Origin of the sequence: Streptomyces sp. NBC_00239 (genome assembly GCF_036194065.1) — a bacterium.
Lineage (GTDB): Bacteria > Actinomycetota > Actinomycetes > Streptomycetales > Streptomycetaceae > Streptomyces.
In genome coordinates, this window is sequence record NZ_CP108095.1 from 1,594,608 (window position 1) to 1,609,071 (window position 14,464).

The 14,464-nt window shown below is 68.8% G+C and carries 13 protein-coding genes and 1 pseudogene; 6 read left to right on the plus strand and 8 right to left on the minus strand.

Translation table 11 applies throughout. The features are described 5' to 3' along the window. Positions 1–60: 60 nt before the first annotated feature. The 4 genes from OG764_RS06910 (at position 61) to OG764_RS06925 (ending at position 3,120) form a co-directional block, all read left to right on the plus strand. Positions 61–687, plus strand: a complete 627-nt coding sequence (locus OG764_RS06910) for a DUF305 domain-containing protein (protein ID WP_328967505.1) — start codon at positions 61–63, stop codon at positions 685–687. 89 nt (positions 688–776) lie between these two features. Then, a complete protein-coding gene (locus OG764_RS06915) occupies positions 777–1,673 on the plus strand; it encodes a F510_1955 family glycosylhydrolase (protein WP_328967506.1) in 897 nt (298 codons plus the stop codon). Positions 1,674–1,766: 93 nt separating this feature from the next. Further along, positions 1,767–2,186, plus strand: coding sequence for a hypothetical protein (locus tag OG764_RS06920; RefSeq protein ID WP_328967507.1), 420 nt, complete (start codon positions 1,767–1,769; stop codon positions 2,184–2,186). A gap of 196 nt (positions 2,187–2,382) precedes the next feature. After that, a complete protein-coding gene (locus OG764_RS06925; RefSeq protein WP_328967508.1) occupies positions 2,383–3,120 on the plus strand; it encodes a hypothetical protein in 738 nt (245 codons plus the stop codon). 9 nt (positions 3,121–3,129) lie between these two features. Here the strand turns inward: OG764_RS06925 and OG764_RS06930 are convergent, their stop codons facing one another. Further along, positions 3,130–3,738, minus strand: coding sequence for a TetR family transcriptional regulator (locus OG764_RS06930; protein WP_328967509.1), 609 nt, complete (start codon positions 3,736–3,738; stop codon positions 3,130–3,132). Positions 3,739–3,854: 116 nt separating this feature from the next. Between OG764_RS06930 and OG764_RS06935 the strand changes: the two genes are divergently transcribed. Beyond that, positions 3,855–4,712: a class I SAM-dependent methyltransferase gene (locus OG764_RS06935; protein ID WP_328967510.1), complete on the plus strand. Its 858-nt coding sequence runs from the start codon at positions 3,855–3,857 to the stop codon at positions 4,710–4,712. A 5-nt stretch (positions 4,713–4,717) separates the two neighbouring features. Here OG764_RS06935 and OG764_RS06940 read toward each other — a convergent pair whose 3' ends face one another. From OG764_RS06940 to OG764_RS06950, 3 genes are all read right to left on the minus strand, one after another. After that, positions 4,718–5,005, minus strand: a complete 288-nt coding sequence (locus tag OG764_RS06940; protein ID WP_328972903.1) for a metal-sensitive transcriptional regulator — start codon at positions 5,003–5,005, stop codon at positions 4,718–4,720. A 134-nt stretch (positions 5,006–5,139) separates the two neighbouring features. After that, positions 5,140–7,401, minus strand: coding sequence for a heavy metal translocating P-type ATPase (locus OG764_RS06945; RefSeq protein WP_328967511.1), 2,262 nt, complete (start codon positions 7,399–7,401; stop codon positions 5,140–5,142). 78 nt (positions 7,402–7,479) lie between these two features. Beyond that, positions 7,480–7,767, minus strand: a complete 288-nt coding sequence (locus OG764_RS06950; RefSeq protein WP_328967512.1) for a heavy-metal-associated domain-containing protein — start codon at positions 7,765–7,767, stop codon at positions 7,480–7,482. A gap of 188 nt (positions 7,768–7,955) precedes the next feature. Between OG764_RS06950 and OG764_RS06955 the strand changes: the two genes are divergently transcribed. Then, the gene (locus OG764_RS06955; RefSeq protein WP_328967513.1) at positions 7,956–8,891 is read left to right on the plus strand and encodes a hypothetical protein; all 936 of its coding nucleotides are present in this window, start codon (positions 7,956–7,958) and stop codon (positions 8,889–8,891) included. 697 nt (positions 8,892–9,588) lie between these two features. On the opposite strand, the gene OG764_RS06960 is transcribed toward OG764_RS06955, so the two are convergent. The 4 genes and pseudogenes from OG764_RS06960 to OG764_RS41700 form a co-directional block, all read right to left on the minus strand. After that, positions 9,589–11,523 carry a hypothetical protein gene (locus OG764_RS06960; protein WP_328967514.1) on the minus strand — a complete coding sequence of 645 codons (1,935 nt, stop codon included), beginning with the start codon at positions 11,521–11,523 and terminating at the stop codon, positions 9,589–9,591. A 1-nt stretch (position 11,524) separates the two neighbouring features. Beyond that, entirely contained in the window at positions 11,525–12,097 is a 573-nt protein-coding gene (locus OG764_RS06965) for a hypothetical protein (protein WP_328967515.1), read from the minus strand. Continuing rightward, complete coding sequence (locus OG764_RS06970; RefSeq protein WP_328967516.1) at positions 12,094–13,449, minus strand: dsDNA nuclease domain-containing protein; 1,356 nt, start codon at positions 13,447–13,449, stop codon at positions 12,094–12,096. Before OG764_RS06970 ends, OG764_RS06965 begins: the two co-directional genes overlap by 4 nt. A 716-nt stretch (positions 13,450–14,165) precedes the next feature. Next, positions 14,166–14,357: pseudogene (locus OG764_RS41700) on the minus strand (sodium-independent anion transporter); the annotation flags it as partial. Positions 14,358–14,464 lie beyond the last annotated feature (107 nt).

Genomic DNA, 14,464 nt, shown 5'->3' on the forward strand with positions numbered 1-14,464 from the left:
CCTCGCCCGACCTTCGCACGCCCGCATACGCGCGTGCCTCACAGCAGGAGTTGCACCACCATGATCACCAAGCGTTCCCTGATCCGCCGCGCCACCGCAGTGGCCGCGGCCGCCACCGCCGCCCTCGTCCTTGCCGCCTGCGGCGGCAACGGCGACGACAACGGCGCGGCGCACAACGGCCACAACGCCGCCTCGCCGTCCGCCTCCGCGCCGGCGCAGCAGGGCGACCACAACGCGGCGGACGTCGCGTTCGCCCAGGGGATGATCCCCCACCACCGTCAGGCCATCGAGATGGCCGATCTCGCCGCGACCCGCGCCGAGTCCGCCGAGGTGAAGAAGCTCGCCGGCGAGATCAAGAAGGCCCAGGACCCGGAGATCAAGACCCTCTCCGGCTGGCTGACCTCTTGGGGCGAGCAGGTCCCGGCCGAGGGCGGGGGCCACGGCGGGCACGACATGTCCGGGATGATGTCGGCCGAGGAGATGAAGCAGCTGGACTCCTCCTCCGGCAAGTCGTTCGACACCGCCTTCCTGACAATGATGGTCAAGCACCACGAGGGCGCTGTCGCCATGGCCAAGACCGAACAGTCCGACGGGAAGTACCAGCCCGCCAAGGACATGGCCGGAGCGATCATCACCTCCCAGAGCGCGGAGATCGCCCAGATGAACACCCTTCTCGGCAAGAGCTGACCCGCATCAGCACCTCGGTGCGGGCAGCCGGCAACGGCTGCCCGCACCCCCGCCGACCAGCCTCCTCTCAAGCGTTCTGGACCTCACACATGACCATCCGTTTCCGCATACCCGCCCTCGCGGCCGGCGCGGCGGCCGGCGCCCTGCTGCTGACCGCCTGCTCGGCCACCGACCCCCAGCCCGCCGCGACCCAGGCCGGCGCCCCCGACCCCGGAACGGGGCACCTCCACGGTCTCGGCGTGGACCCCGCCGACGGCAGCCTCTACGCGGCCGGGCACCTCGGCGTCTTCCGACTCGGCCCCACCGGCGCCGTACGGATCGCCGACCGCTACCAGGACACGATGGGCTTCACCGTCACCGGCCCACGCACCTTCCTCGGCAGTGGCCACCCCTCACCCACCGACCCGACGGCGACCTCACCGCATCTGGGCCTGATCCGCAGCACCGATGCCGGACAGACCTGGACCACCGTCTCCGCCGGAGGCGAGGCAGACTTCCACTCGCTCCTGCAGGCCGGTGAAAACGTCTACGGCCTCGACAGCCAGACCTCGCAGATCTGGGCCAGCAAGGACGCCGGCGCCACCTGGGAGCGGCGCGCGAAGATCCCGAGCGGCGATCTCGCCGCCCACCCGGGGGCGCCGCAGGAGGTGTGGGCGGCCACCCGCGACGGGCTGCTGCACAGCACCGACGGCGGCGCGACCTTCGAGCCGGTCCCCGGCGCACCAGCCCTGGCCGCGGTGGAGCGGCCCGCCCCCGACCAGCTGATCGCCCTCGCCGCCGACGGCAAGGTCCTGGCCGGCGGCGACGGCACGTCCTGGACCGAACGCGGTCGCCTCCCCCAGGGCGCGCAGCCCGCCGTACTGACCGCGGCAAGCCCCACTCACCTGCTGGCCGCCGACACCAACGACGCTGTCTACGAGTCCAAGGACGGCGGCCGGACATGGACCGTCGTGCACCGGCCGGGCCAGACGAACACAGGGCACTGACATCTCCGGAGCCAGCTTCAAGATCACCTATCGGAGTGAACCCCGCAGGGCCCACCCTGCAGATCGGCACGGGGCCGCGGCTAGGATCGCGGCGTGAACCCTGCCCGGCCCCGTACCTCCGCGCTGCGGACCCGCATCCTCGCGGGCCCGCGATGCGTGCTGCTGGTGGCCCTGCTGGTGTTCGCCTTCCTCTACTCGCACGGAGTCAGCCTCGACGGCGTCCGCGGCCACACGGACACGGCCGCCGGCATCGTCACCCCCGGCGTCGGCCTGACGGCCACCGAGAGCACCTCGGACGACCATCACGGCGAGGGGCACGACTCGTCCCACTCCGCCGAGGAGTGCGCCACCAGCGGGCCGCCGCAGCAGCCGACGCTGCCCCCTCCCGCCGAGCACGCCCTGACGCAGGTCCTGCCCGCCGTGCCTGCTGCAGCCCAGGACGCGAACGCGGTCCCCGCTTCTGCCTTGGGCGGCTCACCTCCGCCAGGCACGACAGCGATCCTGCGCGTTTAGACCACTCCAAGCTCCCGACGCCCCTACAGGCCGTCGGCGAGCTCGCGCTGCCCGCACACACGTAACCCTGCCCGCCCCCGTATCGGGGCCGGGCCCGGTGCAGCCTGCCCTCCGGCATTCGCTCCTGCCATGACCCGCGACGCACCCGTCGCCGACTCGGCGTGCCTGCACCCGTACATCCGCCAAGGAGTTCCCCGTGACACCCACCCAGATCGCCGACCGCGCCCAAGCCGCGCCTGCCACCGAACCCATCCCCACAGGCCGTACGGCGATCCGCGAGGCCCGCTCCCGCCGCAAAGCCCTCCTGGCCAGGTACCTCGGATACGTCGGCTACTTCGTCGGCGCCGGACTGATCAGCGGCGCCGTCGTCCACCACCCCCTCGACCCCGCCCGCTACACACGCATCGCCCTCTACGGCGTCCTGGTCTTCCTCGCAGCGACCGCCCTGAACGAATTCCTGCTCACCCGCCGCAAGCCGACGTTCAAGCAGGTGGCGAGCATCATGAGCGCCTCCCTGCTGCTCTCCTTCGGCATCGGCATGCTCAGCGGCGGCCTCCAGCACTTCGAGGACTTCCCCACCCGCGCCGCCACCCTCATCCCCGCCGGCATCCTGCTCTCCTTCACCGCCTACGTGATCAAGGACGAGCACGTCTCGTGGCGGCGCATCTTCGGCCTGGCCGGACTCGCCGTCCTCATCACAGCCCTCGCCGCCTTCGCAGGCCTCCGCCACGTCGCGTCCTCCATGGCTCCGGAATCGGGCGGCGGCCACAGCCACGGCACCGATTCGGGCGGGAGCGAGACCCACCAAGAGGAACCGACCGTCACCGGCAGCACGCAGCCCGCACCGCAGACCCAGCCGTCAGCGCCGGCACGCACCGCTCCCGCCACGCCCCCGGTCGGCGAGCAGCCCCACAACGACGGCCACGGGCACTGACCCCGCGGATCACACCACCGGCGGCTGCCCGGCACCACCGAGCAGAACGGCCAGCAGCCGCCCCGTGATCACCTTCGGATCCTCTCCGCGTCCGGGATCACGTGTCATCAGCAGGTGGTGAATCGTGCCGACGAGCGCGAGCGCGATGGTGGCAGCGTCGGCGCCGGCATGCAGCCGGCCGCCGCGCTGCTCCGCCTGCAGGTAAGCGGTGAAGGCGTGCTGGATTGCATCGAAGGCGGGCGCGCCGGCCTGAAAACCCTCCCGGGTGTGCAGTGCGGCCACCGGGCGGGTCATCGCCAGCCCCACCACCGCCGGAGGCAGGGCCTCCAGCAGGGCGAGAACGATGTCCTGAAGATTGGCCGCCACTGTGGCCTGCCCCACCTTGGCGTCCAGCCCCTCGGCCCGGCGGGCGCTGCCCGCGAACCGGTCCAGGACCAGCTCGGCGACGAACTCGTCCAGGCCGGCGAAGTGCGCGTGCAGGACGCCCTTGCCGCAGTCCGCCTCCGCCGTGATCGCGCGGCTGGTCAGGGCTGCGGCGCCATCGCGGGCCACCACGCGCTCCGCGGCTGCGAACAGCCGCTCACGCAAGTCGGGAATCGCCACTCCACGAGGTGACACAACAGCCCCTTTCCTCAAGCCCATTGAAAGTATGGGCGATCGCCCATACTGTTTGGGCACTTGCCCATACTAGGGCCGGAGGGCCTTGGCGCGCTCCGGCGGGAGGGAGTTCACCCATGGGTCAATTCATCAACACCGCTCAGGCCGAGGCGTGGAACGGCTACGAGGGTGAGCAGTGGGCCCGCAGCCAGGAACGCTGGGACGCCGTCAACGACGGCTTCAACCAGCCCCTCCTGGACGCCGCGACCATCTCGGCAACCGATCGCGTGCTGGACATCGGCTGCGGAGCCGGCCGCACGACGCGCCTGGCCGCCCAACGTGCGGGCGAGGGCCGGGCTCTTGGCCTGGACCTGTCGGGTCCGATGCTCGAGCGGGCCGGGGCGAGCGCGGAACGCGAGGGGGTGCGCAACGCGTCCTTCGTCCAAGGCGACGCACAGGCCCATCCGTTCGAGCCCGGGGCCTTTGATGCGGCCATCAGCCGCTACGGCATCACGTTCTTCGCAGACCCGGTCGCCGCCTTCGCCAACATCCGGCGCGCACTGCGCCCGGGTGGACGCCTGGCGTTCATCTGCGCGGCGGAGGCCGAGGCCAACGAATGGCTCCAGGCGCTGGCCTCACTGAACGGCATCCTGCCGCTCGGAGGCTTCGGCGCGCCCGGCGGGCCGGGCATGTTCTCACTCACCGACCCCGACCACACGCTCGCCCTCCTGGCCTCCGCCGGCTTCGGGAACGCCCACCTGAAGCGCGTGGAAGCCGCCGGGAACTGGGGGAAGAACGCCGAGGACGCCGCGGCCTTCCTACTCGACTCCGGCCCCGGCCGCCACCTGCTCAGCCAGGTATCACCCGATACCCAGGAGCAGGCCCGACGGGCGCTGATGGACGCACTGCGACCATACGAGAAGGCCGCAGCCGTGTGGCTGCGCAGCAGCTCATGGCTGGTCAGCGCCGTACGCGAGGAGACCGCGGGCGGCTGAGGCCGTCAGGTGCGGACCATCCGGGCAATGGCCTGGGAGGCTTCCTGGACCTTGTCGCGGGCTTCGTCGCCGCCTTCCGCGATGGCGGCGGCGACACAGGAGTGGAGATGATCCTCCAGCATGGTGAGCCCGAAGGACTGCAGGGCTTTGGTGGTGGCGCTGACCTGGGTGAGGACGTCGATGCAGTACGTGTCCTCCTCGACCAGGCGCTGCAAGCCACGCACCTGACCTTCGATGCGGCGCAGCCGCTTGAGGATGTCGTCCTTGTTGGCGGTGTAGCCGTGCACGGCGATCCCTTCCTTCCATCCACCTAATTACCCCGGGGGGGTATAGGTGTAACGAGGGGTGGTGCCGAAGTGTTCCGCTGTACGGGCCTACGGACGAAGGTGCCCCCGCCGGCAGCGGGGGCACCTTCGGCGGCGCGGGGTCAGGCGGCGGCCCGGAAGGAACGCAGGCGCAGGGAGTTGCCGACGACGAAGACCGAGGAGAAGGCCATGGCGGCTCCGGCGATCATCGGGTTGAGCAGGCCGGCCGCGGCCAGCGGGAGAGCGGCGACGTTGTAGCCGAAGGCCCAGAAGAGGTTGGACTTGATGGTGCCCAGCGTCTTGCGGGACAGGCGGATCGCGTCGGCCGCGGCCCTCAGGTCGCCGCGGACCAGGGTCAGGTCCCCGGCCTCGATGGCGGCGTCGGTGCCCGTGCCCATGGCCAGGCCCAGGTCGGCCTGGGCGAGGGCGGCGGCGTCGTTGACCCCGTCACCGACCATCGCGACCGAGCGGCCTTCGGCCTGGAGCCGCTTGACGACGTCGACCTTGTCCTCGGGCATCACCTCGGCGATGACCTGCTCGATGCCGACCTCGGCGGCCACCGCCTCGGCGACGGCCCGGTTGTCGCCGGTCAGCAGGATCGGCGTGAGCCCGAGGGCCTTCAGACGGGTGATGGCCTCGGCGCTGGTGTCCTTGACCGCGTCGGCGACCTCCAGGACCGCGCGGGCCTCGCCGTCCCAGGCCACCGCGATCACCGTCCGCCCGGCCGCCTCGGCCGCCGCCTTGGCCTCCTTGAGGCCGGCGGGCAGTTCGATCGCCCATTCGGCGAGCAGCTTCTCGCGGCCGACGAGGACGGCATGGCCGTCGATGATGCCCTGGACACCGAGGCCGGCGATGTTGGCGAAGTCCTCCGGAGTGGGCAGGGGCCCCACCTTGGCGGCGGCACCGGCTGCGACGGCCTGGGCGATGGGGTGCTCGGAAGCGTGCTCCAAGGCGCCCGCCAGGCGCAGCACCTCGGTCTCGTCCGCGCCGTCGGCGGTGTGGACGGCGAGGAGGGTCATCTTGCCGGTGGTGACGGTGCCGGTCTTGTCCAGGACGATCGTGTCGACGTTGCGGGTGGATTCCAGGACTTCAGGTCCCTTGATGAGGATGCCGAGCTGGGCGCCGCGGCCGGTGCCGACCATCAGCGCGGTGGGCGTGGCGAGGCCCAGGGCGCAGGGGCAGGCGATGATCAGTACGGCCACGGCGGCGGTGAACGCGGCGGACCAGCCGGCGCCGTTGCCGAGCCAGAATCCGAGGGTGCCGAGCGCCAATGCGATCACAACAGGGACGAACACTGCGGAGATCTTGTCGGCGAGGCGCTGGGCGGCGGCCTTGCCGTTCTGCGCGTCCTCGACGAGCTTGGCCATCCGGGCGAGCTGGGTGTCGGCGCCGACCCGGGTTGCCTCGATGACCAGCCGACCGCCGGCATTGAGGGTGGCGCCGGTGACGCTGTCGCCCGCACCGACCTCCACGGGTACGGACTCACCGGTAAGCATCGAGGCGTCCACGGCGGAGGCCCCCTCGACCACCACCCCGTCAGTGGCGATCTTCTCACCCGGGCGGACCACGAACCGGTCGCCCACCTGCAGCTCGCCGGTCGGGATGCGCTCCTCACGACCGCCCCGCAGGACGACCACGTCCTTCGCGCCGAGCTCGAGCAGAGCCTTCAGCGCGGCGCCGGCCTTCCGCTTGGAGCGGGCCTCGAAGTAGCGGCCAGCCAGGATGAACGCGGTGACGCCGGCGGCGGCCTCCAGGTAGATGTTCCCGGAGCCGTCGCTGCGCGCGATGGTGAGCTCGAACGGGTGGGTCATGCCGGGCATGCCCGCCGTACCGAAGAACAGGGCCCACAGCGACCACAGGAACGCCGCCGAGGTGCCGACGGAGATCAGGGTGTCCATGGTGGCGGCGCCGTGCCTGGCGTTGGTGAGCGCGGCCTTGTGGAACGGCCAGGCGGCGTAGGTGACCACCGGGGCCGCAAGAGTCAGTGAGAGCCACTGCCAGTAGTCGAACTGCAGGGCCGGGACCATCGCCATAGCGATCACCGGCACCGACAGCACCAGCGCGGTGATCAGCCGCTGCCGAAGGGGCCTCAGCTCGTCCGCCGCCGAGGCCTCAGCAGCCCCGCCGCCGCCGTCGGGAGTCGTGCTTCTGGGCGGCTCGGGTTCGCGGGCGGTGTAGCCGGTGGCCTCGACGGTGCCTATGAGGTCTGCGACGGTGACGTCACCCTCGTAGGTGACCTTCGCCTTTTCGGTGGCGTAGTTGACCGTGGCGGTCACGCCGTCCATCCGGTTGAGCTTCTTCTCGATCCGGGCCGCGCACGAGGCGCAGGTCATGCCGCCGATGGCGAGCTCGACCTCGGCGGCGCCGGTTGCGGTGGTGGTCATGCGTAACTCCTCGTGCGGGCGGACGGCCGGGGCTCGGGAAGGCCTACCGCGGGAGACGGGCGGAACGGGAGGAGGAGGTCAGGCCGCGCGGCCGGTCACCTCGTAGCCGGCGTCGTCGACGACGCCGGCGATCACCTGGTCGTCCAGGGCGTTCGCGCTGGTCACGGCGACCTGACCAGAGGCGAGGTCGACCTCGACGTTGCTCACGCCGTCGATCGCGCCGATCGCGTCGGCGAGGGTGGCCTTGCAGTGGCCGCAGGTCATTCCGGCGACCGTGTAGACGGTGCGGAAGCCCTCCAGGGCGACGGTGCCTTCGGCGGAGCCGGAGGAGCAGGTGTTGTTCGGGGAGCAGCAGGACGAGGACATGGGATTCTCCAGCAACCTCAGGCGGATGATACCCCTGGGGGGTATCGACGATGTGGTCATGTATACCCCCACCCCGTATTCGATGCAACCCCCACTCCCTGCGGTTGCATCAATACCCCTGGGGGGTATTGTTGGGTGCTCCGGCAGCACGCCGTAAACCCGATTCATCGCCCGACAGGGAGAACACCATGAACACCGCAGGCAAGGTCGGACTCTTCGGCGCCGCCCTCGCGGCAACCTTCACCGGCGCCTACGCACTCGGGTCGGTCACCGAACCGCTGACGGACCGAACCGCCACAGCGCAACACGCCACACACACCGAAACGGAAGCCGCCCCAAAAGCGACGGCCCTGCCCAGCGGACTGCAGGTCTCCCAGGACGGCTACACCCTCGACCTCCAGACCCCCCGCCTGGCGGCTGGACAGGAGTCGCCCTTGCGCTTCACGATCAAAAACAATGTGGGCAAGGCCGTCACCGACTTCACCACGGCCCACGACAAGGAGCTGCACCTCATCGTCGCTTCACGGGACCTGAACACCTTCCGCCACCTGCACCCGACCCGAGCCAGCGACGGCACCTGGAACACCCCCGTCAACCTGCCCGCAGCCGGCGACTACCGCGTCTTCGCCGACTTCACCCCCACCAAGAAGGGCGCCACCGCCCTGACCCTCGGCACCGATCTCGCAGTCTCCGGGGCCTACCAGCCGCGCGAGCTGCCCGCCCAGCAGGCCACCGCCGACATCGACGGCTACACCGTCACCCTCGACGGCAACCTCACCACCGGCAAGATGAGCAACCTGACCCTGAAGGTCACCAAGGACGGCAAGCCCATCACTGACCTCGAGCCCTACCTCGGCGCATACGGCCACCTCGTCGCCCTCCGCGCCGGCGACCTCGCCTACCTCCACGTCCACCCCGAAGGCGAACCTGGCGACGGCACCACCAAGCCCGGCCCCGCCGTCTCCTTCATGGCAACGGCTCCCACCGACGGCGCCTATCGCCTCTTCCTCGACTTCAAGCACCAGGGCACCGTCCGCACCGCCGCCTTCACCGTCCACACCACCGCCGCTACGGCAGGCGCCGACAACCCCGGCGCCCACACCGACCACAGCGCGGGGCACTGACTTCCTTCGACAGCCGCACGAACCGTCGGGCGCGGCGATCGGGGAGACAGCGGCCCTGACTTTCACGGCCTCCTCGTGCCGCCGGACGCCTGCACCACTGCAGCGAGAACGACGGCTCCTTCGACGTACGGCCTCGGCATCAGGTGCCCGGCAGCCCATCCTCCGCCCAAGCGGACCAAGATCCGGACCAGCTGCGGACCAAGCTGCGGTCAATCCGGAACTTCCCATCCCCGCCGCCCCCGGAGTGCGCCTACCAGGATCTAGAGCAGCCCCCTCCAGAGCCCTACCCAACTGCCATATTCCCTGATCGGCGTGGGTGAGCGCCTCTATCTCCAGGAGACCGAAAAGACGTATTGGTCAGCGACACCCCCCAAGAAGCTCGGCCTCCTCCAGAACCTGGATTTGGGCTCCTGAACAGGCGAATGCTTTCCCCGAGCCCTCTCCGATCGGAAGCCGATCGGCATAGATCAGCTGCGCTGAGTGGCCAGGCCTCGCTCGGCCTGTTGGCTCGGACCAGTCACGAACCGGATTCCCGGCCAGCGTTTCACCGCGCCGGCGATTGATGTCGACGTCCAGCATCGTCCTTCCGGGGCTCGGCGAACACCAGGTCGTCGCCGGCGGTTCCTCGTCGCGGTTGTCCTCTGTCTGGGCTCGAGCGGAGGGACGTGGCGAGCTCGTGCCAGTCCGCAGAGCCTGATCAGGATTCGTCTTCGGCTCGGTGGGTGTGCTCGGGTCCGGGGTGGGCTACGCCTGGGACGAGAGGATTGTCGTAGTCAAGTTCGATCTTGCCGAACGCTGTGCCCGGGGTCGGGGCCGAGTCGTTGTCGGCGATGATCAGCTGGACCTGCGAGTCGTGGAGCTCGGCGAGTGTTTGAAAGCGCTGGTAGGTCCGGTGCCCGCGCGCCTGGTCGTCCAGATTGGTCCCGGACGCCTTTCGAGGCGAGTCGATGATCAGCAGCGACGGCACCCGAACGTCTGGGTGTGTGATGCCGAACTCCAGCAGGGAGAGGCTGTACGCGACGTTGATGCAGGTCACGATGCCCCCGCCGTCGGCCTGAAGACTCTCGAACGAGACGTTGTCCACTACCGGCAAATAGGACGACGGGTCGATGGTCGCGGACTGGATCCACGGTGCAGGGCGCAGCTGCGAGATCACCGTGTTGAAGTCTCGGCCAAGGTCGCTCACGAGGGTTTGTCGCGCAGCGAGTTCGGCTGTGCGGGCCTTCTTCTCAGCGGTTGCGCGGGTTCGCTGCTCCTTGATGGCTCGGACATCTCGTGCGATCGCGTGTACCCGCGTCCAGGAGTCTCGTAGCTGGGTAACGGAGTCGATGGCTGCCCTGAGCGAGGCCGCGCGGGCACTGGCGTCTGCGATGGCGTCGAAGCGGGGTGCCACGAGGTCGCGGGTCTGTGCGTCGAGTTGACGGCGCAGACTGTGGGCGAGGAAATCGGTTTGCTGGGCTCGTTGTTGTGCGACTTCCAGGACTCCACTATCGGCTTCGAGCACGGCTCGGGCGTCCTGAAGCTGAAGGTCAAGGTTCCTTCGGGTCTGTGCGATAGCGGCGGGATCGACGTCTTGGTCGTGCGGGTCGTCCTGCAGGCAGACCACGCAGTGGTCCTCGGGAACGGGGCGGGTGCTGAGCCGCTGCATGCAACGTGGACAGACAACGAAGTCGAAGGGTGACAGCTTCTCAATGGCGGTGGTGGAGCGGTCGAGTCGGGCCAGGTCGAGCTCGACCTGGGCGACGACCGCGGCACGGGCCTCCACGAGCTCTAGTGCCGCAAGGACGTCCTGCTCGGCGTCGCGGGCACTGTCCACTGCCGCACGCAGGTCTTGGCGAAGGACGGCGTCGGCTGCGGTGCTCTCCTCCAGGCCATGGCGCAGGGAGGCCAGCGCTGCATCGGCTCGCTGCAGCATGTCCCGCAGACTGGTGAGCTCGGCCCGCAGTTGGTCCTCGGTGCGGGGGTCAGTCGCACCGAGGAAGTTCTTGACGTTCTCATATTGGTCCGTCTTCTTGCGGAGCTCCTCCTTGAGCTCGCCCAGCTTCCGGCTGAGTTCCAGCACGGTGCTGTCGGTAAGCGCGAACATCAGCTTGAAGAGGGCGGTGCGTTTGGTCTTGAACCATGTGTCGAGGTGTCCCACGACTTCGCGGTCAATGTTGCGGGCTTCCCGGTACACGTAGGCAAAGAGGTCGGTGAACGTGAGGTCCCGCGTTGTGGCTTTGCCGTCGCGGCTGGCGGGGATCGTCTCGCGGGGGAAGTCGAGGGCCGCCAGAAGGTAGTCCGACAAGGGTGGCAGGTCGCCGTCCGCTTGTACCGCGTAGGTGTTGCGAGTGGCCAGGGTCCCTGGGTCCAGGACCTCGACCTGGCCGGAGCGGGCGTCGTTCACGGTCCTCTTGAGGATCACGTGCTGCTCGCCGATGAAGACCTCGGCACGGGCAGAGATGACGTGATCGCGGACGGCCGGGGTCAGTACGGCTTTGCCACCCACCACATGCTTGAGCAGCATCAGGAGGCTGGACTTGCCTGTGCCGCTGGGGCCGCTGACGACGGTGGCCGGCCCGTCAAAACGGTAGGTCTTCTCGGCGTCGGCGGTGGTGACGGTGAGGGAGCGGAAGCGAAGGTGGACTGCCATTTCAGATCTCCGTCCGCCAGGGCCTGTCGACCGCGTCCGGCAGACGGTCGTAGATGAGGGTCTTCAGGGTCGTACCTGACTTGTTGAAGTGCTTCTTGAGAAGAGTGATGCGTTTCGCCACCACGGACCACTCGTCCGTCTCGGCCAGCATTGCCGCGGCGACTGCGCCGGATGCTGTGATGCGGAACTCGGCCCGGTCAGTGCCGCCGTAGGTGATCAGGTCGCGGGCAGCCAGGGATCCCAGGACGGTGTAGTAGCGGTGGTCCCAGGGCCCGTACTTGTAGCGGGTCATGCGGCTCTCGACGGATAGGCGTTCAGCGGAGGTGGGTTGGGCTCCGTCCGGCCACGGAATTCCGTCCTCGGCCAGGAGGCGCTCCAGCATGGCCGGGTAGCGCAGCAGGAAGTCGAGCTTGGCAAGTTTGGTCAGCCCTTCCAGGCCCTTCTTCACTCCGGTGAAACGGTCGATCAGCAGCAGCACACGGGCCTCGTGATAGTGAGCCTCATACTGCTCCTGTCGACGGGCCCGGTCCCTGAGGCGCGTGGTCGCCACCAGACGGTCGCCGGCGCTTGTCACGACGCCTCCTCCTCAGAGGGGTCGAACACGTCGGAGAAGTAGAAGTCGCAGTCGTCACAGAGCTGGTAGGCCAAGCCCCGCAGATGACGCCCGTTGACGGGAAACGGAAGCCCGGCACCAAGTAGGTCTGGTGTCAGGAGCCGCGTCATCAGCTGGTTCATGCGGCGCCCGTAGGGTGCGCCGTCGGGCGCTTCCTCTTCGGCCTGCTCGCGGCAGGCGAAGACGGTGTCCAAGACCTCGTAGCTCGCGTTGGCCAGCTCCGTGGTGTCTCCCGCCAATCCCGACCGGTGCTGGGACCAGGCGACATACCAGGCTGATCGAAGGCGTTCGGCGTGGGCAGCCTCATCCGCCGGAACATGCCCGCGGGCCATCTTCTTGCGCAGGTTGCCCCCACCCGGAGCGACGATCGGCAGCTGGCCGCGGGCGAAGGTGGGCACTATGGAACGGCTGGAGACGAACGTGTCGAGGACCGTGGCCTTGGTCAGCCGGCGCCTCGCGATGCGCTGCTGGATCTGCACGCTGTGCAGGACCCTCGTCGGGTCGGCGATGTAGACAGCGAGCTGTCCGCGATCGCTCTCGTCGCGGTTCGACTGCTCGATTCGCTCGATCAGTGCGCGATAGGTGGCCTCGACATCCACGTGTTCCCGCTGCAGGGTCGCGATCGCAGGAATGAGGAGACTCTGGAGATTGACGTCAGTGATGTGCCGGCGGGACGGCAGTTCATCGTCGATATGCAGCGCGGCGAAGAAGAGCTTCACCAAGTCGGTGAAACCGTCCGGGATGGCGATGTCGGCGAGCCTCGAAACCTGGGGGACTTCGGGGATGGTGGCGTAGGGCTGCTTCCATCGAACTTTCAAGAGGTACTGGGCGACGGCGCTGGCCATGTCGTCCACCCCAAGAGTGATACGTGGGTCGGGCCCGCACATCGCTTTCAGGGTGGTAGCGCCCCCCTTGCCTGTTGTGAGGCCGGCGTTCGTGGCAAGACGAAGCCGGACGTTGCTACGGCCATCGCACGCACGCCATCGGTCGAAGAGGTGCGCCAGACCTCCGTCCTTGCACAGGTCCGCCACGTTCCAGGGGTTCCGCCGCTTTCCGCGGTGCTTCACTGATACGAGTTCGACCGAACCGCCGGCGTACGAGACCACGAAGTCTTCGTGCCACTCGCAGACCACCGATTCGACAGACTCCTGTGTCAGTAGCGCCACGCATATTTGGGCGGCGACCTCTGCCTGATACCGGTAGTTGCCCAGGGTGTCCGACCCGCTGTCCTCCTGAGGTGCCACGCGGAAGATCGGGTGCACGAACCCTTCATCAGACTCTGCGTCCTCTGCCGCCTCAGCCTCAACTGCCACTGCGCACCCCCCACCCCGCCGTTGGAGCTACGCCCCCAGGGCCGACGGCGGAAGATCACCACAATTACCACAGCACCCATGCACTCCGTAACCGGTCGATCACATTCGATGCCACGGAAGACGTGAGGCCCGCTTCGTCTCGGTCGACGCCGGCGCACGGGACTTCCGACTCCCCCTGCCCTTGGAGCAGCCCACAGGCTCGCGACCGCGCGTCGATCCTGCATGGCCGACGCCAGGGCGGCCCTCCCACCTGGCCCGTCCGGTCCCGATCGCCCCCAATCACTCCCATCACTCCCACTGCAGCCGAGACGTGACCTGGGTGGGCGCCCGCCGCACCAAGATCCGGACCATTTCCGGACCAGGCCCCGCCAGAGGGCCGCGCCAACAATCGTTTTGCCTGGTCAGCATGAGTGCAGCTGCTGTACCACCAGCAGACGAAGAACCTAATGGCGCCGTCACGAGCCAGAGTCCTTGCGCAAAGACAAGGGGAAAGCGCAGGTCACAGGGGCGCATGGGGTCGTGGTGGTCGCGGGTGGTCGCACGAGACTGGAGGTGTCGACCCTTCCTCCTTACTCCTTGCCCAGATGCATGTACTCGGCACTGGTCCCCAAATCTGGTCCCCAGATCTGGGGTCGCCGGAATCGTCCTGGCTTCACCCGGCGCACAGGCGCCGCAGCCAAGCTCTCGCGTGAAGAAGCCACAGTTCCGTTCCCTCGTCATGGGCCCGTATCACGGTCGGCGGCCCGCTGCCAGGCGTGGAAAGCAGCGATGGCTGTCGGCAGGGTCGGGTAAATACGGTTCGCCCCGACCGCCGCCGTGAGGCCGTAGGCGTCGAGGGGTTCGCGAAGTTCCTGCTTGACACGGGCGAGGGCGAACACAATGTCCCTCTGGACGAGTTCGGCGCGCAGTGTCGATCTGGGCGCCCCCAACGACACCGATGCCCCTGGCGGTAGCTGACCTGATTCGCGGTGAGGTGACGGGGAGCACGCGGCCAGCGCCCGCGCTCCCCGTCACC